The organism is Streptomyces sp. NBC_01750, assembly GCF_035918095.1.
Taxonomy (GTDB): Bacteria; Actinomycetota; Actinomycetes; order Streptomycetales; family Streptomycetaceae; genus Streptomyces.
The window spans coordinates 7,624,759-7,646,784 of record NZ_CP109137.1 but is presented as its reverse complement, the minus strand read 5'-3'; the positions used below and the strand labels follow the sequence as shown (position 1 = coordinate 7,646,784).

Here is a 22,026-nt window from a genome sequence, read left to right as displayed (position 1 = left end):
TCACTGGTACTCCTTGCCGATCTTCTCGGCCAGCTTCTGGGAGGCGGCCAGGGCCTGGTCGACGGACTGGCGGCCGGCGATGGCCGCACTGATCTCCTGCGAGACCTTGGTGCCGAGGTCGGTGAACTCGGGGATGCCGACGAACTGGATTCCGGCCGCGGGGCGGGGCTGGGTGCCGGGGTTCTCCGGGTTGGCGCTCGCAATGGCCTTCTCGGTGATGCCGGCGAAGGCGCCCGCGGCCTTGCGGTACTCCGGGTTGGCGTAGGTGGAGGCGCGCTTGCCCGCGGGCACATTGGCCCAGCCGCTCTTCTCGCCGACCAGCGACTCGTACTTCTTGCTGGACGCCCAGGAGATGAACTTCCAGGCGCTGTCGGCCTTCTTGGACGCCTTCTGCATGCCCCAGGCCCAGGTGTAGAGCCAGCCGGAGCTACGGGTCTTGTCCACCGGCGCCGGTACGTATCCGATCTTGCCCTTGACCGGGGACCCGGCCGCCTCCAGGGAGCCGGCCCCGGCGGTGGCGTCGTACCACATCGCGGTCTTGCCCTGGGTCATGTTGTTGAGGCACTCGGCGTACCCGGACTGGGCCGCACCCGCTTCACCGTGCGCCCGTACCAGGTCGACATAGAACTGGGTGGCCTTCTTGAACTCCGGGGAGGTGAGCTTCGCCTGCCAGTCCTTGGTGAACCAGGTACCGCCCATGGTGTTGACGACGGTGGTGAGCGGGGCGATGACCTCCCCCCAGCCGGGGAGCCCGCGCAGACAGATGCCCTTCATGCCGCTCTCTGCGCCGTCCGCCTTCGCCGCGAGATCGGCGACCTGCTGCCAGGTGGGCTGCGCCGGCATCGTCAGCCCCTTCCTGGCCAGGACGTCCTTGCGGTACATGAGGAAGGACGACTCGCCGTAGAAGGGCTCGGCGTAGAGCTTTCCGTCCTGGGCGGTGAGCGATTCCCGCAGCGGCTTGAGGATGTCGTTCTGGTCGAACGCGGTGTCCTTCTTCGCGTACTCGTCGAGCTCGTGCAGCCAGCCGTTCTTGGCGTAGAACGGCACTTCGAAGTTGCTGATGGTGGCGACGTCGTACTGGCCCGCCTGGTTGGAGAAGTCCTGGCTGATCTTGTCGCGGACGTCGTTCTCCGGGAGCACGGTGAAGTTGACCTTGATCCCGGTCTCCTTGGTGAAGTTGGCAGCGGTCAGCTTCTGCAGTTCGGCCATCTGCGGGTTGTTCACCATGAGTACGTTCACCGCCTCGCCCTCTCCGGAGGAGGAGGCGCCTGCTCCGCTGCACCCCGTGAGCAGGGCCATGGCGGCCGTGGCCGCCCCCGCACTCAGGCGGATTCCACGTGGTCGTCGCTGAAGGGGCATGATTTCTCCTGATCGGTCGTAGCGGCTCGGTGATCGGTGGTTCAGGGCATGACGACCCTGCCCCGGCCGGGCGGCCGGGGATCAATGCGCTTATGGGGTAAGGAAGTCGGGCGTCGGTGGGGCGTCGGGGTTCAGACGCGGATCATCTGGGGGCCGAGGAGGGAGTAGCGCTGCGCCTCGGCCGAGGGCAGGCCCGCGTCGGTGACGATGGCCTCGAAGTCGCCGACGTCGGCGAAGCGGCAGAAGCTCACCGCGCCGAACTTCGGATGGATCCCGGCGAAGATCCGCCGGCGGGCGCTCCGCACGGCCTGTGCCTTGACCTCGCTGACCGCGGGGTCGGGCGTGGTCAGTCCGTATTCACGGGAGATGCCGTTCGCGCCGATGTACGCCAGATCGATGACGAAGCCGGCGAGCATCCGGGTGGCCCAGTGGTCCACCGTGGCCATGGTGCCGCCGCGGACACGTCCGCCCAGCAGCAGCACGGAGGTCTTCTCGGCGTCCGCCAGGACGGTCGCCACCGCCAGGGACGCGGTGACGACGGTCAGCGGCCGGTCCCGCGGCAGCGCTTCGGCGACGAGCTTCGGGGTGAAGCCCTCGTCGACGAAGACCGTCTCCGCGTCACCCAGCAGATCGGCGGCGGCCGCCGCGATCCGGGACTTCTGCGGCACGTGACGGGTGGTACGAACGGCGAGCGTGGTCTCGAATCCGGCGGACTCGACGGGGTAGGCCCCGCCGTGCGTGCGCCGGACCAGGCCGTGCTCCTCCAGGGCGTGCAGATCCCGCCTGATGGTCTCCTTGGCCACCCGGAACCGGCCGGCGAGCCGGTTGACGTCGACCGACCCGTCCCGCCGGGCCGTCTCGAGAATGCCTCGTCGGCGTTCCTCGGTGTCCACGACACACTTCCTTGCTTCTGCTGGTGCTGCGAGCCCGGCGTCCGTTCGGGCTCATGCGTCGTTTGTACAAGCAGGCACGGCCGCTCGACCAGGCTCTTCACAGGATCTGCTGTGCCCGTATCTGCCCGTTTCCGCGAAGCCGTCGGCGCTGGTCGGGCCCCATCGGGCTGTCATCGCGGTGGATGGCGCTGCCCGCTTCCCGCCCTGGCGGCGTCCGAACCCTGCCCGCGGGCGGACACTTGGGCCCCGGCGCGATGCGGGCGGCCCGGAATGCGGAACAATCCGAAGGGCTTGAGGATCAATGAATGGCTGACTCCGTCCCTACGTATGCGTAGAGGTGGAGATGGATTTTCCGACGGACATCCAGGAGCACACGTATGAGTGGTACAGCCCAGATCGGCGTCACGGGGCTCGCGGTGATGGGCCGCAATCTCGCCCGTAACTTCGCCCGCAACGGCTTCACGGTGGCCGCGCACAACCGCACAGCGGCGAAAACACGGGCGCTGGTCGAGGAGTTCGGTCACGAGGGCACATTCGTGCCCGCGGAGTCGGCCGAGGAGTTCGTCGCGGCCCTGGAGCGCCCGCGCCGCCTGATCATCATGGTCAAGGCGGGCGATCCGACCGACGCCGTGATCCAGGAGTTCGCGCCGCTGCTGGAGGAGGGCGACGTCATCATCGACGGCGGCAACGCCCACTTCGCCGACACCCGGCGCCGCGAGAAGGAACTGCGGGAGCGCGGCATCCACTTCGTCGGCGCGGGCATCTCGGGCGGCGAGGAGGGCGCGTTGCACGGGCCGAGCATCATGCCGGGCGGCTCCCCCGAGTCGTACGCTTCCCTCAGCCCGCTGCTGGAGAAGATCGCCGCGAAGGCTCCCGACGGCACACCGACCGTCGCGCACATCGGCCCGGACGGCGCCGGCCACTTCGTGAAGATGGTGCACAACGGCATCGAGTACGCCGATATGCAGCTGATCGCCGAGGCGTACCACCTGCTGCGCGCGGTCGCGGGCTACTCCCCCGCGCAGATCGCCGAGACCTTCCGCACCTGGAACACGGGGCGGCTGGACTCGTATCTGATCGAGATCACGGCCGAGGTGCTCGCCCATACGGACGCTGCGACCGGAAAGCCCTTTGTCGACATCGTCGCCGACCAGGCGGAGCAGAAGGGCACGGGCCGCTGGACCGTCCAGATCGCGCTCGATCTGGGTGTGCCGGTCTCCGGTATCGCGGAGGCGGTCTTCGCCCGCTCGCTGTCGGGCCACGCGGAGCTGCGCAACGCCTCGCACACCCTGCCGGGCCCGACGGCCGAGCCGCTGAACGAGGCCGAGGCCGCACGCTTCGCCGACCAGGTCGAGCAGGCGCTGTACGCGTCCAAGATCGTGTCGTACACCCAGGGCTTCCACCAGATCCAGGCGGGCAGCGAGGAGTACGACTGGAACATCGACCTCGGCTCGGTCGCCGCGATCTGGCGGGCCGGCTGCATCATCCGGGCGGCGTTCCTGGACCGGATCCGCAGCGCTTACGACGCACAGCGTGATCTGCCCAGCCTGCTCTCGGACAAGCAGTTCGCCGAGGAGATCGGCGCGGCGCAGGACGACTGGCGCGAAGTGATCGCGTCAGCCGCCCGGCAGGGCGTCCCGACGCCGGGCTTCTCGGCGGCCCTCGCGTACTACGACGCCCTGCGTGCCGAGCGGCTGCCCGCGGCGCTCACCCAGGGCCAGCGCGACTTCTTCGGCGCGCACACCTACCGGCGGACCGATCAGGAGGGTTCGTTCCACACCCTCTGGGGCGGTGACCGCTCGGAGGTGCGCACCGACTGATTCCGCGTCCACGGCGGGCGGGCCACCGGCGGGCGGGTCAGCCCGCCGCCGGTGGCCCGCGGGCGATTCAGCCCGCCGGTCCCGGCGCGGGCTCCGGCTCCGGTACGGGGTCGGGGTCAGGGCCCGGCGGCCTCGGAATGGGGTCGGGCGCGGGTCCGGGCGGGGGCGAGGGAGTCGGCACCGGGCCGGGCAGCGGGCCGGGATCGGGTCCGGGCGGGCCCGGCGTCGGGACCGGCGAAGGGGGTACGGGCGGCTGGGTCATGCCTGCCTCCAGAACGGTACGGAGTGGTGCGTTCCCAATGTCTCCCGTTGCGCGTGCCCACGCGCGCCACGTCCACGCGTCATGATCCGTTCGCGACTGCCTCCGCGGCCGCCCGCAGCCCTTGCCGGGGACTGGAGAGGACCGGGACAGCCGTCCTCGTACGGTCGGCGGCGCCCGCCATCGATGCCTGGGCCAGAACGATGACATCCGCCTCGCGCACCGCGTCGACGGCGGCTGCCACCGCGTTCAGAAAGCCGTCACGGTCGCCCGCCTCGAAGCGCTCCCAGGCACCGTCGACGAGCAGCGTGCGCAGGTCGACATGACGGCCTGCGGCCTCTTCGCGGATCAGCGCGGCTGTCGGGTCCAGGGTGCTGTGCACAGTCGCGACCACGACGACACGCCCCTTTCCGGCCGCCGCCGCGGCCATCGGACGGTCGACCCGCAAAACCGGTACGCCCGGGTCGGCGACGCATGTCTCGGCGACGCCACCGATCGTGGAGCAGGTGCACAGCACCGCGGTCGCACCCTCGGCGACGGCTCCGGCGATCACGGCCGCGACCGCGGGTGCGACCGCCGCGGGGCCTTCCTCGCGAGCCCTTTGCAGTAGTTCCTCGTGGACGAGGTGACGCAGCGCGAGCCCCGGGTGGTCCTCGTCCCGCAGGACTTCGAAGACGGGGACATGGACCGGGGAGGTGTGCAGCAGCGCCAGCATGACCGGCATGCTAACGCCGCTGCTGCGGTCACCAGAGCTGCGGATTCGCCTTCAGCTGCTCCTGCGCGGCCCGTACCGGTTCGGCCGGGGCCTCGGGGGCCTCGTCGGGGTGACGGAGGGCCCACTCGGCGGCGTACGGACACAGCGGTACGACGGGAACGCCCGCACGTGCCGCCATCGCGTAGAACTCCCGTACCAGCGCGCTCGCGATGCCCTTGCCCTCGTGCCCCGGCTCCACCACGGTGTGCACGGCGACCAGGGCGGCCGGGGTCGCGTCGAGGGTGAAGTAGACGATGCGACCGGCGACCTGGCCGTCCTCGTACGCCTGGAGGAGTCCCTCCGGACGGTTGTCGCGGATATCGGGATCTGCCATGGCGGGTGCCTCCTTCGGTCGGGCCCGGACTTCGGGGAACGGTCACACGGCGGCATACGGCGACGCGTCGCGTACGGCGACACCTCGGCGTGCTGATCGGACACCGGCGTGAGGTCAGACGACGGCGTGCGGGCTGCGTTCCGTCCGGCTGCCGGGCACCGGTGCGGAGGCGTCCGAGCCGAGGGCGACGATCCGGTTCTCCGCGTCGACATGGACGACGCTGGGCACCAGGGTGCGCGCCTCGGCGTCGTCGACCTGGGCGTAGCTGATCAGGATCACCAGATCGCCGGGGTGCACAAGGTGAGCGGCCGCGCCGTTGATACCGATGACTCCCGAGCCGCGCTCGCCCTCGATGACGTACGTCTCCAGCCGGGCGCCGTTGGTGATGTCGACGATGTGGACGAGCTCGCCGGGGAGCAGATCGGCGGCTTCCATCAGCGCGGCGTCGACGGTGACCGAGCCGACGTAGTGCAGGTCGGCCTGGGTCACGGTGGCCCGGTGGATCTTGGACTTGAACATGGTACGCAACATCGAGGCACTCCCGAATCTATGCTCCCTGCCTGCATTTTTGCAGGTCAAGGGCGGTTTCCATACCCAATCACGAGTCGCGTCCTCGGGCAGATTCACGAGGTTTTCAGGACTCATGCTGACCGATTGCCGACTTGTCCGACACCACGTCAGTTGGGTGCGGAGGCGCTGTCGGCAGCCTTCCGCCCCACCCCACGTGGACCGCCCCAGCCTACGCAACCACTCCTGGGATGCCCAGCCGTGGGTGGGAGCGGGCGACCGGGGTAGGGGTGTGACCGAGAGGCGCCCCCGCCTCCGTGGCCGAACCCGCCATCGAACCCGCCATCGAACCCGAGCGTGTGTGCGCCTGACCCAGGCTTCTGCCGTCAGGCGCCTTTGCTCAGCCTGCTATCGGCCGGGCCTGCCGGCAGGTCCCCAGCCCGGCACCGTGCAGGGTTCCCAGGCGGGCGATGACCGGCACGAAAACGCGGGCACGGACCTGGTCGCGGTAGATGTCGTGGACGTGTCTGCGGAGCGCGGCTCGATCAGCGGCCCGGCCGAAGTGCCGACGCCTCCCTCCACGGCTTCCCCGCCCCTGGGCCTCAGGGGGCGATCTTGTCCAGGCGGGCAGACAATGAGCGCCAGGGACCCGCTCGCGGCTGTGGCGGGATGTGTGGTTCTGCGGTCTGGAGGTCGTGGGACATGGGTTCGGTGGGGCCATGACGGTCGAAGGGCAGACTCCTCAAGTCGGCGCATGCCTTCCCGTCGAGGGCTTGAGTCGCCGCCCCGGGCCGGTGGAGCGCGCCGATCCCACAGCACCGCCGAACCTCCCGTCACCCGGCTCGCACGACGAACTCGCGTCCGTCCGGAACATGGTGGCACGGCTGAGTGCTGCCTACCCCTCGGTCGACGCGGTCACCGTCGAGGCGACGGTCAGGACCGCGTACGACTCGTTCCACCAGGCCAGGGTCAGAGCCTACGTCCCGATCCTGGTCGAACGCCGGTCCCGGAGGGTGCTCAGTGCCGCCTGCCGCACCGCTCCCGGTCAGGCCAACGACGGCAGGGCGGCTGCGGCCGGCCCAGAGCCGGACGCAGCCGCCCGCGCGGGTGGTGGAGGTCGTGAACGCTCCGACGGCCCCGGAAGCGGTGAGGAGCGGGCCATGACCGTCCTGGCCCCCGAAACGCGCCGTGCTCACCCCCGACCAGCGAAGGACTGATGGGCGATGTCGGACGAGAGAGCCGAACGCATCGCGGATTTCATCGAGCCACTACGGGTGGAACCGGGGTCGAAGGTGCGCCTGGACCGGGACTTCGATCCTCGCTACAAGGCCGGCCTGAAGAAGCGGGACGGGATCGAGCTGCTGCGGACCGGGGTGTCGTTGCTGGCCGAGTACCAGGAGCGGCTGGCTGCCCAGGACACGTACGGCGTGCTGCTCTGTCTCCAGGCACTCGACGCCGGAGGCAAGGACGGGACGATCCGCCACGTGATGAGCGGCGTCAATCCCCAGGGCGTACGGGTCAGCAGCTTCAAGGTGCCCTCCGCCGAGGAACTCGACCACGACTACCTGTGGCGTTACGCCCGGCGGCTGCCCACGCGCGGCGAGATTGCCATCTTCAATCGCTCGCACTACGAGGAGGTTCTCGTCGTGCGGGTCCACCCCGAGAACCTGGTCCGGCAGAAGCTGCCGGAGAACGCACGTGGGCCGGGCCTGTGGGACCGGCGCTACCGGGAGATCAACCACTGGGAGCGCTACCTCACGGACAACGGGTTCAAAGTGGTGAAGATCTTCCTGAACCTGTCCAAGGAGGAGCAGCGCACCCGCTTCCTGAAGCGGATCGACCTGCCGGAGAAGAACTGGAAGTTCTCTGCGGCCGACGTCCGGGAGCGGCGCCGGTGGGACGACTACCAGGACGCGTTCTCCGAAATGCTGTCGGCCACGAGTACGAAGTGGGCGCCGTGGTACGTCGTGCCGGCGGACCGGAAGTGGTTCGCGCGGATCTGCGCGGCGGCGGTCCTCGCGCACGCCCTGATGGACATCGATCCTCGGTACCCCGACGTGGGGGAAGAGGCGCGGAAGGATCTGCTCGTCACCAAACGGGAGCTGGAGCAGGAAGCCCCAGCCGGGGCCCCGGCCGATCCGTACGCCGACCGGCATCCGTCGGCCGCGCGAGCCACTGGGCGCAGCGACGGGCCGACGGGGACCAGAGGCACGTCCGGCGTCGGGCGGCCGACGAAGAAGAAGCGCGGCTAGGTGTACTGCCCAGGCAGGTTGGTTGAGTTTGTGCGACGACACGCATACGGGCCTCACCATTCGCGTGCCGCCCTTCGCCGTGCACGAACTCCCGACTCCCGTGGTGCCGGCCGGAGAGGACCGGGAGCAGCGAGGCAGAACGGAAGGACGGTCTGTGACAAACCAGCACAAGAGACGCAAGCTTCTCTCCCGGTTGCGGGCTGTTCCCGGGATCCGTGCGGTGTCGTCCTACCGGCGCGAGTGGCTGGTCAAGGACCTGGTTGCGGGAGTCGTCCTGACCACGCTGCTGGTGCCGCAGGGCATGGCGTACGCCGAGTTGGCGGGCCTGCCGCCCATCACCGGCCTGTACACGACGATTCTCTGCCTGCTCGGATACGCGGTGTGCGGGCCGTCCCGGATCCTGGTGCTGGGCCCGGATTCCTCGCTGGGGCCGATGATCGCCGCCACCGTGCTTCCCCTGGTGGCGGCCGACGGGGATCCTGACCGGGCTGTCGCGCTGGCATCGATGCTCGCGCTCATGGTGGCGACCATCATGATCCTGGCCTCGGTGGCGAAGCTCGGTTTCATCGCCGATCTGATCTCCAAACCGACGATGATCGGCTACATGAACGGCCTGGCCCTGACCATTCTGATCGGTCAGCTGCCCAAGCTGCTCGGCTTCAAGGTCGAGGCGGACAACCTGATCGGCGAGTGCGTCGGCTTCGTGCAGAAACTCGCCGACGGGGCGGCGGTGCCGGCCGCCGCCGCGGTCGGCGGCTGCGGGATCGTCCTGATCCTGGTCCTGCAGCGCCTCGTGCCGAAGGTCCCCGCGGTGCTCGCGATGGTGGTCCTGGCGATCGCCGCGGCCACTGTCTTCGACCTGGGTGAGCACGGCGTCGGATTGGTCGGAGAACTACCCGAGGGTTTCCCGCCGTTCACGATCCCCGATGTGCGGCTCGCCGACCTACCGCTGCTGCTCGGCGGTGCGCTGGGCATCGCTCTGGTGTCCCTGGCCGACACGATCTCCAACGCATCGGCCTTCGCGGCCCGCACGGGGCAGGAGGTCCGCGGCAACCAGGAGATGGCGGGGGTCGGTGCGGCCAACCTGGCGGCCGGTCTCTTCCAGGGCTTCCCGGTCAGCACGAGCGGATCCCGTACGGCGGTGGCGGAGCGCGCGGGGGCCAGGAGTCAGCTCACCGGGGTCGTCGGAGCGGCGCTCATCGTCCTCATGCTCGTGCTGGCTCCGGGCCTGTTCCGCAATCTCCCCCAGCCGGCCCTTGCCGCCGTGGTCATCACCGCGTCACTGTCCCTGGCCGACGTCCCGGGGGCAGTACGGCTGTGGCGACAGCGCCGGACGGAGTTCCTGCTGTGCTTCGCGGCCTTCGTCGGCGTGACCCTGCTCGGCGTGCTGCTCGGGATCGCCATCGCCGTGGCCCTGTCCGTCCTCAACGTCTTCCGGCGCGCCTGGTGGCCGTACAACACCGTGCTGGGGCGGGTGCAGGACCTGGAGGGCTACCACGACGTCCGCTCCTACCCGCAGGCCGAACAGCTGCCGGGCCTGGCGATCTACCGGTTCGACGCCCCGCTCATCTTCGCCAACGCCAGGGCCTTCCGCGACGAGATCCTGCGACTGGCCGACGCGGACCCACGGCCGAGCTGGATCGTGGTCGCGGCGGAGCCCATGACCGACGTGGACACCACCGCCGCCGACGTTCTGACGGAGCTCGACGAGACGCTCAACGCAGACCACGTACACCTCGTGTTCGCCGAGCTCAAGGACCCCGTGCGGCGCAAGATCGAACGGTACGGGCTCACCCGCACCATCGACCCGCGGCACTTCTTCCCCACCGTGGAGGCCGCCGTCGCCGCCTTCCGCCTGCACACCGGAGCGGAGTGGACGCCCCTCACCACCGCCGAACAGCCCGCCCGGCCCAAACCCGACGCCCCTGCTCCTCCGCCCGCCAACGAGTAGTGACCGCCCTCCGGATGGGAGAAATCCGGTGGTCTCCCGGACGACGAACCCGGGCGTCGCCGCACCCGTAGCGCACCCGTACCGCACGCCGTTCGTCCGCCGGACCGACACCAGCCGTTGATCAAGCGGCACCGCGCCCTGCCGCGACCCGCCCCATCGTCAGCGCCAGACGCCGCACCCGGCGCCAGTCCATCGGCGGCGCGCCGTGCGGCACGCCGGGCCGGTGCCGGGGCACGCGCACGCGCAGAGCGCCGGACGCGAGACGACAGTGCACCGGAGTAGGCAGCATCAAGGCCTCGCCGTCGACACCGACCGGGATGACGGGAGCGTCGGCGTCGACGACGACCTCTCGGGCGGTGACCTCCGTCAGCCCGCGGCCCTGCCCGCCCCGCATCAGGAGCTCCGTCGCTTCGGCGGCGTTGCCGACGGCGACACCAAGCACCCCCAGCTCGCCGGAGTCCAGACGCTCTCGGCGCCCCAGTCCCGCCGGGTCGCCACTCTCATAGGGGTTGTTGCTCACCAGCACGGCCTGGGTACCGTCCATGGTCACCGAACCGGCACGGACACTCAGCCGCGCGCCGCTGCGGCGAGTCAGCAGATCCGGCAGCATCTCCAGGATGGTGCGGGCCTTGTCGTCGCGATAGGCGGGACTCTGCACGATTTCCGCGTACACGCCGAACGAGGCGTTGTTGATGAAGGCGCGCCCCGCGCTTCGGTCCGCAGGCTCTCCCGCATGGAGGTAGCCGAGGTCGACGCGCAGCTCGACGCCGTCGGTCAGTGCCTCCAGACACCTGGAGGGATCCTGCCGGTCCAGGCCCAGATCCATGGCGAAGTGGTTGCGGGTGCCGGCGCTGATCACCATGAAGGGAATGTCGTGCTCTGCGGCCACACGAGCGACCAAGGCCTGCGTACCGTCACCACCCGCGACGCCGAGCAGGTCGGCTCCATCCTGGACGGCCCGCCGCGCCAGCTCGGCCACATCCTGCCGCCGGTCCGGATCCAGCACGACGACCTCGGCCCCCAGTGCCCTGGCTCGCTCCGCCAGATGAAACCTCTCGACCTTTCCGCCACCTGAGTGCGGATTCATGATCAGGAACGGTCGCGCGGCCCGGCTGACGGAGCACTCCGGCATGCTCGGTGCGGTGTCTTCGACAAGTGCAGCCCTGCCTGCGGAAACGGCCAGCGCCCACAGGCCGAGCGAGACCAGCACGACCCACAGCAGCCCGGCGGCCGCGTACAGAACCAGGACACCGAGCGGCGCGACGACCACCAGCAGCACGGCCAGCACCCTGATCCAGCCGGTGTGGGTGAGCATCCACCACCCGCCGGCCGCCGTGAGCGCCAGCCCTGCCCACCCCACCCCCATGAGCACGAGGCTTCCGAGCCCGGCGAAGACCACCAGCACCAGAAGCGCCGCTGCGCCCGCCGCCAGGGCCAGTCGCGCGGTCCAGCGCCTGCTCATGGGACAACCTCCCGCCGCTTCACCGAGTACCGGACAGGAATCTCGACCACTGCGCGCCTGGTGAGCCGACTTCCCGTGGAGATGGACGTCCGCAGGCATCCACTTCAGGATACGAGCGGTCACCCTGCGCGGCATGCGGCCTGAGCAACAACGAGGCGTGCCGGATCATCGGTATCAACCCGAAGACCGGGCGGCGATGGCGCCACGGCCGCAGCGCCGACCACAAGCAGAAGGCGAGCGCGGGCTTCTTCAGCCACCCCGGGTACGGGCTACTCCCCGGTGGCGTCCGCGCGGGCCTCGCCGGACTGCGCGGCGGACTGCCTCGAGGCCCGCTTGCCCAGCACCGCGGCCGCGGCGAGCGCGCTGCCGAGGAAAGCCACGGCCACCACCCACGGCTGGTCGAGGCGGTGATCGGTCGCGTGGTCGAGGGAGTAGCGGCCGGCCCCGGCGAGTCCGATGGCGGCCGAGGTGAAGCCCAGGAAGGCCGGGTACTCAAAGCCTCCGGCCTGGTTGAAGAACCCGGCGGGCACGTGCACCGCCACCGCGCCGGCCATGGCGCCCGCGGCCGCGGCACCGGCCGCCGGGGTGGCCAGGCCCAGCGCGAGCAGTGCGCCACCGCCCGCCTCGCCGAGCCCGGCGGCGACGGCGCTCTCCCGGCCCGGGTGGAATCCCATGGCCTCCATGCCCTTCGCCGTGGCGTCCAGCCCGCCACCCCCGAACCAGCCGAACAGCTTCTGCGAGCCATGTGCCGCGAGGACCGCGCCGGTGCCGACGCGCAGTACGAGCAGTCCGAGGTCACATCGGTTGATGCAGGCCATGGGGTCTCCCGGATCGGACACGGTGGGGTGGACGGCGTACGGGATCCACTCTCGCCCGGTTCGGGCCGCCGTACCCCGTGCTGCTGCGCCGTACGGGTGATGCGGGCTCGTGATCCACTGGCCGGAACCATGCGGTAGATTTTGCGCGCCCTTGACCAGCGTCAACTACTCGACATGGAGACCGGCCCCTCAATGAGTGACATCGTCAACGGACTTGGCCGCGCGAGCGCGTACGGCGCCCTCGGTGTGGTCCTCCTGATCCTCGGCATAGTCCTGATCGACGTGCTGACGCCCGGGAAGCTCGGCAGGCAGATCTGGGAGGACCGCAACCGCAACGCCGCGCTGCTGCTCAGCTCGGCTCTGCTCGGTATCGGCGGCATCGTGTTCACGTCGATCTGGACGACGTACGACAACTTCGGCAAGGGTCTCGCCTCCACTGCCGCGTTCGGTCTGCTGGGCCTGGTGATGATGGCTGTGGCGTTCCTGGTGGTGGACCTGGTCACGCCGGGCAAGCTCGGCGCGACGCTGGTCGAGGTGGAGCCGCACCCGGCGGTGTGGGTGACCGCCTCCTGCAATCTCGCCGTGTCCGCGATCGTCTCGGCGTCCATCGCCTGAGGTCTGCAAACAGAGCGGATACACACCGCGATCAGCAGGCCGGTTGATATTCTCGGAGCTCGCCCGGGGCACCCGGGCGGGGGCTTTCGGGGGGAATCATGAAGCCGCGTCTGGTGTTTGTGCACGGCATCGGCGGTCCGCGGGACGCCGCCGCCGAACTCGACGCCTGGTTACGCGCGTTGGCCGACGGCGCCCGCTCCGCGGGCCATTCGCGCCGGGTCCTGGATCTGGTGCGGGGCTGGGCGGCGGATGCCCGATTCGCGTACTACGCCGATCTGTTCCCTTCGAGCGGCGCCCAGGGTGCGAGGGGCGGCCCCGAGTCGGACGAGGAGACGCGGCTGGTCGGCCAGTGGCTGCTGGAAGCCGTCGCCGAACGGCTGGCCGAGCCCGGCACCGACGAAGAGGTGCGCATGCTGCGCCACGCCCGGGCCCAACTCGTCCCCGAGGGCGCATCGCAGGGCCTCGGTGAGGCCGGCCGGCATGTGCTCGACGCCGCGAACACGCTGCTGTCGCTGCCCGGGCTGCGCACCTTCGGCGGCTGGGCCGGCGCCCAGCTGATGGTCCTCCAGCTGCGCCAAGTGGCCCGCTATCTGCGCCGCGCCGAACCGGACGAGGAGGGCCTGACCCTCGACACACGCATCCGCCGCCGCGTCGAGGAGGCACTGGACCCCGCCGGGCTCACCATCGTCGTCGCCCACTCTCTGGGCACCGTCGTATCGCTGGAGACGCTGCACACATACCAAGGGCGCGTGCCGCTGCTGGTCACCCTCGGTTCGCCGATGGGGATGCGCACGGTGGTGCAGCCCAAGGTGCGCCCGCAGCCGTTGCGGGTGCCCGGCATTGTCGAGCGGTGGCTCAACTTCTGGGACCGGGACGACTTCATCGCGGGACGGCCGCGGCTGGAGAAGTTCGTACGGCCCAACGACCGGTCCGTACTGCCCGTCAGCAGGCGCATCGACTCCGACGGCGTGTGGGTGCACCCCGCCGCCAAATATCTCGCGCAGCCCGCCATCGCCGGACCGGTCGTCGAGGCGATCGAGGCAGCCACGATCGCATGACAGCGCCCACTCCCCGCCGCCACACTCTGGTCATCGCGCCGCAGTGCGCGGAGTTGGGGCTGCTCGACGGTCTGGAGGAGGTGGCGCGGTCTCTGCACGGCTCGTTCACGGACCGCTGGACGGGCGGGTGCACTCCGGCCACCGCGTCGTCACTGCTGTACGGCCCGACCGTCGGCCAGGCGCAGATCGAGGCCGCGATCCGCGGCGCTGCCCAGCGGGCGGGCGAAGCGGGTGCGGTGCTCGTCCTCGCATTGATCGGCCACGGCATCACGCCCGGCCAGAACCCCACGCTGTATCTGATGGCGGGCGACTCGCGGGCCGATGTGATCGGCTCCGCGGTCAACGTCGGGGAGCTGCTGACCCAGGTCCTTGAGACACCGGGACTGCCCGGCGTGATCGCGCTTGTCGACACCTGCCACGCCGGGGGCGCCACGCCTGACCTCAAAGCGCTGGACGCCGGGTTGCGCCAGGGCGCGACCCGGTTCTCGCTGCTGATGTCCGTCGGTGCCGCGCAGACCGCGTACCGGCTCGGCTTCACCCGGGGCCTCGTCCATGTGCTCGCCGAAGGCGTCAGCGGCGCGGGCGAGTTCCTGCGGCCCGCGGTTGTGCTCGATGCCGTACGGGACGCCGTCCCGGGCCAGGACGCGCGCCTCGTGGAGTACGACGGCGCGCAGTTCGGCGAACGCCCCTGGCTCGCGCGCAACGCCGGCCACCTCCTGCGGTCCGGGTCGGTGCTCGGGCCGCTGGCGACCGAGGAGCTCGACCAGGCGCTGGAACCGCTCGGCGGCGCTGCCCTGCTGACCGCGCCCGTCACCGGTGCCGATGTGCTGGAGCGGCTGCGCGTCAGCCTGCGCGAGCGTGCTCCAGGGAGCGCCGCCGAGCTGGCCTGGGCGCTGCGCGTCGTCGACGGTCTGCTCGACGGCCTGCGCACCATTGACCTGCTCACTTCCTGGCCGGGCCGGCCGCTTACGTCCGAGCGGCTGCGGCGTGCGATGTCGGCCGCGGCGGGCCGGTCCGGTGCACGGCTGCCCGACGCCTCGGGGAGCGAACTGCTGCGGGACGCCGTGGAGTACCTGCGACTGCGCGCCCCGCGTGTCGACGAGACGCGCACCACTCCCCTGGCGGCCTTCGTCGCGGCGCTCGCCACCGAGGACCAACCGGCCCCGGACAGTCCCCGGCTCACCGCCTGGGCGCACTCCGTCGGCGCCGAAGTCGAACTCAACGACGCCTTTGAGGCGTTGCGGCAGCAGGGCACCAGATCGCGACTGCGACTGGTGGTCAGCCTGCATGCCGCAGTGGCCGACGAATGGCCTGAGACCCTCGACGCCTGGCTTCTCGACCGCGGCGATGTGCACGCACACAAGGAGTTCGGCTGCACCCCCGACCAGACCGGGGTCGAGCAGCGGCTGGTCGGCGTGCTGAAGTGGGCCTCCCTGCAGGCGAGAAGGACGGGAGTACGGCTGCAGCGGGTCGAGGTCGCCGCCTCCGCCGCGCTGCTGCTGCGCTGGCGGCCCGAGGAGACGGACTTCGGCGAGCGGCTCGGTGTCGCGTACGACGTCGTACTGCGCTGGAGCGAGCGGCTGTGCCCGCCGGACCATCTGTGGTGGATCAATGAACGGGCCAGGGAGAAGCTCGAGGCGATGAGCGCGTGCGGAGCGGGCGGCGCGCCCGTGGACTGGCTCGGCGAGCAGGAGACCGGACAGGCCCAGGAGCTCAGGAAGCGGCTCGGGCACGGCGCGTACGCGCGAGCGGTCGCTCTGGAGCACCGGCCGGCGCGGTTCGAGCAGGTGATGGAGGTGCTCCTGGCGTACGCCCCGATCGTGCTGTGGCCGGGCGGCGACGGCACAGTGCCCGACAGGTCCCGGGACAGCCTCGACAGGTTCTGGCATCTGCTGCCCACGGAATTCAGCGAGGCCTACCGCCGCAGCTGGGGAAACACGCCGGCCGAACCGGACGGCCGGGAACATCTGGCGCAGTGGCGCTCGGTGTGGCACGACGCCGAATGGCTCGACTTCTGCGACTGGTTCGAGCAGTTCACTACCGAGGGGGAGAACTCCGCATGACCTGGCAGCCTTTCTACGTCGGGGACGGCACGCCGCGCGATGTCGACCTCGGCGAGCCGCCTCCGTGGCGGAGCTTCCCCCGGCAGGCCCTGCACAAGCAGTTCCAGCCGCCGCCCGGTCTGGTCAAGGCGGTCAACGCCGCGCTGGCGCTGCGCCGGCCGCTGCTGGTGACGGGCGCGGCGGGTTCCGGCAAGTCCACGGTGATCGAGCAGGTCGCGACGGAGCTGAAGCTCGGCGACGTACTGCGCTGGCACATCACCTCGCGAAGCACCCTTACGGAGGCGCTGTACCGGTACGACGCTCTGGGCCGCATCCACGCCCAGCGGCTCGACGGCCCCGGCGGCAGCGACGACATCGCGCCCTTCCTGCAGATGGGCCCGCTGGGCACGGCACTCCTCCCGGCCGGGCGTCCGCGGGCGCTGCTGATCGACGAGATCGACAAGAGCGATCTGGATCTGCCGAGTGATCTGCTCGACGTGCTGGAGCGCGGAGAGTTCGAGATCCCCGAACTCGCCCGGTACAAGAGTGAGATCGTCGAGGTGCGCGAGTGGGACGGCGAGGCTCGCCGCCCGGTGGAGCGCGGGCTCGTCCAGTGCGACAGCTTCCCGTTCATCGTGATGACAAGCAACGGCGAACGGGACTTCCCCGCGGCCTTCCTGCGGCGCTGCATCCGCTACACCATGCCGCAGCCGACGGTCGACGCGCTGCGCCGGGTGGTCGAGGCGCATCTGCGGATCGGTACGGATACGGAACGGTCCGGGGCGGTCGACCTGCTGATCGAGGCCTTCGTCGGGCGTGTAGCGGCGGGCGAGAGCCTGGCGATCGACCAGCTCCTCAACGCCGTACACCTGCTGAGCGGCGGCAGTGCTCCTGCCGGAGAGGACAAGCAGGAGGTCATGGACCTGGTCCTGCGCGAGCTGTCGCGTGCCTGAGGAGGCGTCGCTGGCGCGGGCGGTGGCGGCGCTGCGGGCCGCGGCGCCGGAGCTGGACGGGACTGCGTTGGCCGATGCGCTGTGGCTGGCGTCCCGGATGGCGGAGAACGGACAGGCGGAGGCGGTGTCCGGTGCGCCTTCGCCGGAACAGTCCACCGACGCGGCTCGCGCACCGGAGCCGGTGGCGGAGGCTGCCGCGCCGCCGTCATCGGGTGCGGGAACCACTGCCCCCGAGCGTCCCCTGCACGAGCGGCTCGCCGGCGCGAGCTCGCGCATCCGGGGCGACGCGGTGGCCGCGCCACGGGCCGCGGGCCTGCCGCTGGCGCTGGAGGTGACCCGCGCCCTGCGGCCGTGGAAGCGAACGTGGCGTCAGGGCCGTCGGGCCGCACTGGACATCGACGCCACGGTGGACGGCTATGCGCGCAGCGGGGAACTGATCCCGGCGTTCAACGCGGCGCCGGAGCGGTGGTTCGACCTCGTACTCGTGGTGGACCGCTCCCCCGCGATGCAGGTGTGGCAGGAGACGATCGCCGACTTCGCCGCCGTACTGGACCGCCTCGGCGCGTTCCGTACGCTTCAGGTGCGCTATCTCGGCTTCGGGGACGATGGTCCCGAACTCCGGGACACAAACGGTCGGTTGACCGGCCCGGGACAGCTCCGGGCGCCCGACGCGCGTCGGCTGGTGGTAGCCGTGTCCGACTGCGCGGCACCGGGCTGGCGAGAGCCGACGGTGTGGCGGCAGCTGCGGGAGTGGTCGCTGTCGACGCCGGTCGCGCTGCTGAATCCCCTGCCGACGAAGCTGTGGCGCAGGACGGGTCTTGATCTGCCGACGGTGCGGGTCGCGCCGGGCGCTCCGGGATCGGTCAATTCACATCTGGTCTTCGATCCACCGCCATTGCTGCCCGACGGGGACGAGGGCGCCTGGCTGCCCATCCCCGTGCTGTCGCTGTCCCCGCACTCACTGGACCGCTGGTCGCGGACACTGATGCGCGCGGCCCCGGAGGGATGCGGTGCGGTACTGGTCCCGCCCGGTGGCCGCACGGCGACTCGTCGCCGAGCTTCTCGTTCGGCGGCTGCCGACGCCCGTGCCGATGGCTTCCTGCGTACGGCTTCGCCCGCGGCGGCGCGCCTGGCTGTGCTGGGCTCCGCCTTCGACAGGCTGAGCATGCGCCTGCTGCATCTCATCCGCCAGGAGCTGGTGCCCGAGGCGGCAACGGCGGATGTCGCGGAGCTGCTCACCAGCGGGCTCTTCTCGCTCGGCACGGATCTCGGAGGAACGGTCGAGCTGGCCCTGCCCGAAGAGGTACAACGACGGCTGAGGCGGGAGCTCGCGGAGCACGACGTGTGGCGTATCAACCGGGCGCTGAGCCGGCATGTGTCGTCCCAGGGGGACGGGGGCGGGCAGCTTCCGTCGGTGGCGCACGACCCGGACGGAAGGACAGAACTCCCGGCGGAACTCCAGCCGTTCGGGCAGGCGTCGCGGCGGACGCTGGAGCTGCTGGGGCTGCCGGCGGAGGTCCGCGAGCCCCGTCGGGCGGGATCGGGACGTCCGATGCCCACTCAACTTCCGGCAGAGTCGGCTGAGTTCTTCATCGACCGGAAAAGACCTCTTCAGGAACTGCTGCGCATCCTCACACCGCACCAGTCCCCGGTGGTGTGCATCGGGGCCGCCGGCGGTGCTCCCGGCGCCGGGAAGACCACGCTCGCCATCCGCGCTGCGCATCTGGTGAAGCAGCACTTCCCGGACGGCCAGCTCTTCGTGGACCTGCGGGGTTCAGGTTCCCGTCCGTTGGATCCGTCGTCCGTGCTGGTCGGCTTTCTGCAGGCCTTGGGCGTTCCGCTCGAATCGCTTCCGGCGGACCGGGACGAGCTCTCCGATCTCTACCGGACGACCATGGCGGGGCGCCGTGTGCTGGTCGTACTCGACAACGCCCACGACGCCTCTCAAGTCGCTCCGCTGCTGCCCGACGCCGGAACTCCCGGCTGTGCGGTCGTCGTCACCAGCAGGACGGCGATGCCTGACTGCGCCACGCATGTGGTCCAACTCGGCCCGCTGACTGACCAGTCTGGGGTAAGCCTGCTGAGCCACCTGATGGGGAAGAGGCGGAACTACCTGGCACTCGACGACGGCGTCGAAATTGTTCGGGGTTGTGGCGGATGGCCGCTGCCCATTGCGCTGATCGCCAAGTGGATCGCCGTCGGACGTACACCTCCTGCGAACCGGATCGCCCCGGGGCTCAAGAGCACCGACCCCACCGATTCGGCCTTGGACGCCGCACTCAAGCTGCACTTCAGCCATCTGGACCCCGGGCTCGCGCGGGCTTTGATGCAGCTCGCGCTGATAGACACCGCGCAGCTGACGATTCAGGAGATCGCCGCCGTGGTCGACATGCCTCTCCGGTCGGCCGTCGAGACCGTCAACGAACTTGTCCTTCAGGGGCTGCTGGAGCGCTCCGGACTGCCTGATCGATACCCGTACCAATTCCACGACGAAGTACAGCGCTTCACCCGGCAGCGGGCCTGGGGCGAGTCGGATGCCATGGAACGGCTCCTCAGCCTCTACGGCAGGGAGGCCGTGCGTGCCTGCACGGCGGACCGCCCGGGTGATCTGCTCGCCGACCGCCTGGGGCTCGTCGGCTCCGACAAGGCCGCCGTCGCGAGGGGCACCGGCCTGGAGCGGCTCCTTGAAGAGTTGCCCCATGTGCTGACCGTGCTCTCCGCCGACGACGTCGGCCGCAGCGTCGCCCCGCGCATCCGGGCGAATCTGCTCCTGCTGCTCAAGGGTCTCGCAACCTCCCCCCTCCACGCGGCGCAGTACCGCGGCGCCGCGCTCACCATCTCCGACGACGCCATGACGGCCGGGGACGACGTGAGCCGTGCGAGGGCTCAGGTCGCCCTCGCCCACAGCCTTTTCTCAGCGGGGCTGATGTCGGAGGCGCGGGCCGCCCTGGAGACGGCGGTTGGTGTGGAAGATCCCGCGACAGCAGGGACCGTCGCCCATCTCTTCGGGGCCATCGCGCAGCGGGAGGGCGACTACGCGCGCGCGGCGGACCACTACACACGGGCGCATGCCATCGCCGGTTCCTGCCGTGACCGGTTCGCGGAGGCGGCGGCGCTCGACAGCCTTGCCCGGCTCCACCTGGAGCACGGGGCGGCCGCTCACGCGGTCGATGCGGCCACCGGCGGGCTGGAGCTCCTGCGAGCATTGGGCATGTCGCTCCGCGTCGCCGAGCTGCTGGGTGTGCTGTCCGACGCACACCACCGACTCGGCCATCACACTGAGGTGTTGGAGTGCCTCTCCGAGGCCGTGAGGCTGTTCCGGGAACATCGCAGTCACCAGGCCGTAGGCCTGGCGCTGCTGCACATGGCCCAGACCCACCTGGACGTGGGCGATCTTGAGTCGGCGCACAGTGCCGCCCAGGCGTCGGCGTTGACACTCGTGCAGACCGGCAGCGCCTCACAGGAGGCGGAGGCCCTGACCGTACTGGGGCATATCCTCCATCGCTCGGGTGACACGGACACCGCCCGACAGCGCTGGCGAGAGGCGCTGGCGCTCCTCCTGACGACCGGTGACAGCGGCCGGGTAGCGGAGCTCCAAGAACTGCTGGGGCTCGAGCAGGCGGAGCCGCCGCCAGTCGCCGTCCCGGAACAACCCCGGCCCACGGTCGTCGCCGTCGACGTCCAGGACTTCGCCACGTTCCGGAGCGCGGACCGACCGATCCTGCTCGATACGCTGGACGAGGTCCTGGCCGCTGTCGGCGTGGACACGAGTCGGCGCAGGCCACGCTTCTGGGACGGCACGGTCGTCCTCGCCGTCGACGCGGACGTACCGATCGCTCATATCCTGACCGGGCTGGTGGACGACCTGCCGAGGGTTCTCGACGCCGTCAACGAACGGCGGGGCTCTCCCCGGCTCAGCCTGCGGGTCGCAGTACACGCCGGTGGGGTGAGGAGCGGGGTGACGGGGCTTGCCGTGGACACGGCACTCAAGCTGCTCCGCTGCGATGACCTCGACAGCGTTGCACGAGCGTCGGGCGCTCCCCGCACGCTGTGTGTCTCAGCGACAGCCATGGAGGACGCTCTGCGACACCCCGGCACCACCTTGTCGACGGAGCGTTTCGCGAAGCTTCGCATCAACGACGAGAGCGGCACGCTGAAAGCGTGGCTCCAAATCCCGGACCCCGGACCGCCGATGGACGAAGAACTCCAGCGCCTGCGCGAAGCGTTGCAGGCCGAGGATCCGGACGGACGCCGCCTGGCGAATGTGCTCAGGGACTGCATCGACAAGGCCCTCGACGGCCCCCGGACCGGTCGCTTCGACGTCGAAGAGCTGACGTCCTCCGAGCACGGCCGCCTTTCCGAGTCCGTGGAACTGGCCGTACGCGCAGGGTTCGACCTGCCGGACATCCCATTCGACGTCCACTTCACGCTCTATGGGCCCCAGGGGTTGTTCTTGCCTGAGGCGCAGGCCGGGCTCTCGCTCGCCCTGTACGCCAACGAAGGGAATTCCACGTGGTGGGCCGGGCTGATCCGGGCAGGACACGGGTTGCCGGCAGACGTGGTCGACCAGGACGGGAAGCGAGCCCTCCCCCGTGATGCCGACCCTCACGTGGAATGGCTCCATCGCAGAGCCGAGCTCCCTGAGAACCTCCTGTTGCACCTCCCCGAAGCAGACCGTACGGCGATCCTGTCCATGCCGACCGGCACCACCCGGACGTCCGAGCTCTTCAGGCGGGTGACTGGCCGCAGGATCACCACCGCCACGCTGCGTACGGTGACCGGACTCCGCGACATCTCCCGGCGGGTCCGCGAGGCGCGCCGCTTGCTCGACAGCGAAGGCATGGTGATCCTCAGCCATCTGCCGGATGACCGTGAGCTCTGCCGCGAGTGGGGACTTCCGGTCGCCGAACCGGGCGAGTGGGTGAGCGTTCGAAGGCCCTGACCGGGAC

16 protein-coding genes are annotated in these 22,026 nt (G+C 70.4%); 9 read left to right on the top strand and 7 right to left on the bottom strand.

Going from position 1 to position 22,026, the window contains the following annotated elements; genetic code table 11:
• Together OG966_RS34515 and OG966_RS34510 are read right to left on the bottom strand one after the other, a co-directional pair.
• Positions 1-1,359, bottom strand: coding sequence for an ABC transporter substrate-binding protein (locus tag OG966_RS34515; RefSeq protein ID WP_326653985.1), 1,359 nt, complete (start codon positions 1,357-1,359; stop codon positions 1-3).
• Between the two features lie 131 nt (positions 1,360-1,490).
• Positions 1,491-2,252 (bottom strand): DeoR/GlpR family DNA-binding transcription regulator, encoded by a 762-nt coding sequence (locus OG966_RS34510; RefSeq protein WP_326653983.1) that lies wholly within the window; start codon positions 2,250-2,252, stop codon positions 1,491-1,493.
• A 377-nt stretch (positions 2,253-2,629) separates the two neighbouring features.
• Between OG966_RS34510 and gndA the strand changes: the two genes are divergently transcribed.
• Positions 2,630-4,072, top strand: coding sequence for an NADP-dependent phosphogluconate dehydrogenase (gene gndA / locus OG966_RS34505; RefSeq protein ID WP_326653982.1), 1,443 nt, complete (start codon positions 2,630-2,632; stop codon positions 4,070-4,072).
• Between the two features lie 341 nt (positions 4,073-4,413).
• Here the strand turns inward: gndA and OG966_RS34500 are convergent, their stop codons facing one another.
• The 3 genes from OG966_RS34500 to panD all read right to left on the bottom strand — a co-directional run bounded on the left by OG966_RS34500 (position 4,414) and on the right by panD (position 5,950).
• On the bottom strand, positions 4,414-5,046 hold the full coding sequence (locus OG966_RS34500; RefSeq protein WP_326653981.1) for an aspartate/glutamate racemase family protein: 633 nt from the start codon (positions 5,044-5,046) through the stop codon (positions 4,414-4,416).
• Between the two features lie 28 nt (positions 5,047-5,074).
• Entirely contained in the window at positions 5,075-5,419 is a 345-nt protein-coding gene (locus OG966_RS34495; protein WP_326653980.1) for a GNAT family N-acetyltransferase, read from the bottom strand.
• 114 nt (positions 5,420-5,533) lie between these two features.
• Positions 5,534-5,950 carry an aspartate 1-decarboxylase gene (gene panD / locus OG966_RS34490; RefSeq protein WP_326653979.1) on the bottom strand — a complete coding sequence of 139 codons (417 nt, stop codon included), beginning with the start codon at positions 5,948-5,950 and terminating at the stop codon, positions 5,534-5,536.
• 749 nt (positions 5,951-6,699) lie between these two features.
• Here panD and OG966_RS34480 point away from each other — a divergent pair.
• From OG966_RS34480 to OG966_RS34470, 3 genes are all read left to right on the top strand, one after another.
• Complete coding sequence (locus OG966_RS34480; protein ID WP_326653978.1) at positions 6,700-7,143, top strand: three-helix bundle dimerization domain-containing protein; 444 nt, start codon at positions 6,700-6,702, stop codon at positions 7,141-7,143.
• A 6-nt stretch (positions 7,144-7,149) separates the two neighbouring features.
• Complete coding sequence (locus OG966_RS34475; RefSeq protein ID WP_326653977.1) at positions 7,150-8,178, top strand: polyphosphate kinase 2 family protein; 1,029 nt, start codon at positions 7,150-7,152, stop codon at positions 8,176-8,178.
• 154 nt (positions 8,179-8,332) lie between these two features.
• Positions 8,333-10,129, top strand: a complete 1,797-nt coding sequence (locus OG966_RS34470) for a SulP family inorganic anion transporter (protein ID WP_326653976.1) — start codon at positions 8,333-8,335, stop codon at positions 10,127-10,129.
• Positions 10,130-10,250: 121 nt separating this feature from the next.
• Here the strand turns inward: OG966_RS34470 and OG966_RS34465 are convergent, their stop codons facing one another.
• Both OG966_RS34465 and OG966_RS34460 read right to left on the bottom strand, forming a co-directional pair.
• Entirely contained in the window at positions 10,251-11,591 is a 1,341-nt protein-coding gene (locus tag OG966_RS34465; RefSeq protein WP_326653975.1) for a diacylglycerol/lipid kinase family protein, read from the bottom strand.
• A 269-nt stretch (positions 11,592-11,860) separates the two neighbouring features.
• The gene (locus OG966_RS34460; protein WP_326653973.1) at positions 11,861-12,409 is read right to left on the bottom strand and encodes a DoxX family protein; all 549 of its coding nucleotides are present in this window, start codon (positions 12,407-12,409) and stop codon (positions 11,861-11,863) included.
• A gap of 192 nt (positions 12,410-12,601) precedes the next feature.
• Here OG966_RS34460 and OG966_RS34455 point away from each other — a divergent pair, with 192 nt between their 5' ends.
• The 5 genes from OG966_RS34455 to OG966_RS34435 all read left to right on the top strand — a co-directional run bounded on the left by OG966_RS34455 (position 12,602) and on the right by OG966_RS34435 (position 22,019).
• Complete coding sequence (locus OG966_RS34455) at positions 12,602-13,024, top strand: DUF350 domain-containing protein (RefSeq protein ID WP_326653972.1); 423 nt, start codon at positions 12,602-12,604, stop codon at positions 13,022-13,024.
• Between the two features lie 98 nt (positions 13,025-13,122).
• Positions 13,123-14,082 carry an alpha/beta hydrolase gene (locus OG966_RS34450; protein WP_326653970.1) on the top strand — a complete coding sequence of 320 codons (960 nt, stop codon included), beginning with the start codon at positions 13,123-13,125 and terminating at the stop codon, positions 14,080-14,082.
• Complete coding sequence (locus tag OG966_RS34445) at positions 14,079-16,145, top strand: hypothetical protein (RefSeq protein ID WP_326653969.1); 2,067 nt, start codon at positions 14,079-14,081, stop codon at positions 16,143-16,145. The genes OG966_RS34450 and OG966_RS34445 overlap by 4 nt, the downstream gene beginning before the upstream one ends.
• Positions 16,142-17,077, top strand: coding sequence for an AAA family ATPase (locus OG966_RS34440; protein ID WP_326653968.1), 936 nt, complete (start codon positions 16,142-16,144; stop codon positions 17,075-17,077). Before OG966_RS34445 ends, OG966_RS34440 begins: the two co-directional genes overlap by 4 nt.
• A complete protein-coding gene (locus tag OG966_RS34435) occupies positions 17,070-22,019 on the top strand; it encodes a NaeI family type II restriction endonuclease (RefSeq protein ID WP_326653967.1) in 4,950 nt (1,649 codons plus the stop codon). The genes OG966_RS34440 and OG966_RS34435 overlap by 8 nt, the downstream gene beginning before the upstream one ends.
• Positions 22,020-22,026: the final 7 nt, after the last annotated feature.

Excerpts from the sequence above, each read along its gene's own strand:
- OG966_RS34515 (WP_326653985.1), bottom strand. The coding sequence starts at position 1,359 with ATGCCCCTTCAGCGACGACCACGTGGAATCCGCCTGAGTGCGGGGGCG.
- gndA (WP_326653982.1), top strand. The coding sequence starts at position 2,630 with ATGAGTGGTACAGCCCAGATCGGCGTCACGGGGCTCGCGGTGATGGGC.
- OG966_RS34500 (WP_326653981.1), bottom strand. The coding sequence starts at position 5,046 with ATGCTGGCGCTGCTGCACACCTCCCCGGTCCATGTCCCCGTCTTCGAA.
- OG966_RS34495 (WP_326653980.1), bottom strand. The coding sequence starts at position 5,419 with ATGGCAGATCCCGATATCCGCGACAACCGTCCGGAGGGACTCCTCCAG.
- panD (WP_326653979.1), bottom strand. The coding sequence starts at position 5,950 with ATGTTGCGTACCATGTTCAAGTCCAAGATCCACCGGGCCACCGTGACC.
- OG966_RS34475 (WP_326653977.1), top strand. The coding sequence starts at position 7,150 with ATGTCGGACGAGAGAGCCGAACGCATCGCGGATTTCATCGAGCCACTA.
- OG966_RS34465 (WP_326653975.1), bottom strand. The coding sequence starts at position 11,591 with ATGAGCAGGCGCTGGACCGCGCGACTGGCCCTGGCGGCGGGCGCAGCG.
- OG966_RS34460 (WP_326653973.1), bottom strand. The coding sequence starts at position 12,409 with ATGGCCTGCATCAACCGATGTGACCTCGGACTGCTCGTACTGCGCGTC.
- OG966_RS34455 (WP_326653972.1), top strand. The coding sequence starts at position 12,602 with ATGAGTGACATCGTCAACGGACTTGGCCGCGCGAGCGCGTACGGCGCC.
- OG966_RS34450 (WP_326653970.1), top strand. The coding sequence starts at position 13,123 with ATGAAGCCGCGTCTGGTGTTTGTGCACGGCATCGGCGGTCCGCGGGAC.
- OG966_RS34445 (WP_326653969.1), top strand. The coding sequence starts at position 14,079 with ATGACAGCGCCCACTCCCCGCCGCCACACTCTGGTCATCGCGCCGCAG.
- OG966_RS34440 (WP_326653968.1), top strand. The coding sequence starts at position 16,142 with ATGACCTGGCAGCCTTTCTACGTCGGGGACGGCACGCCGCGCGATGTC.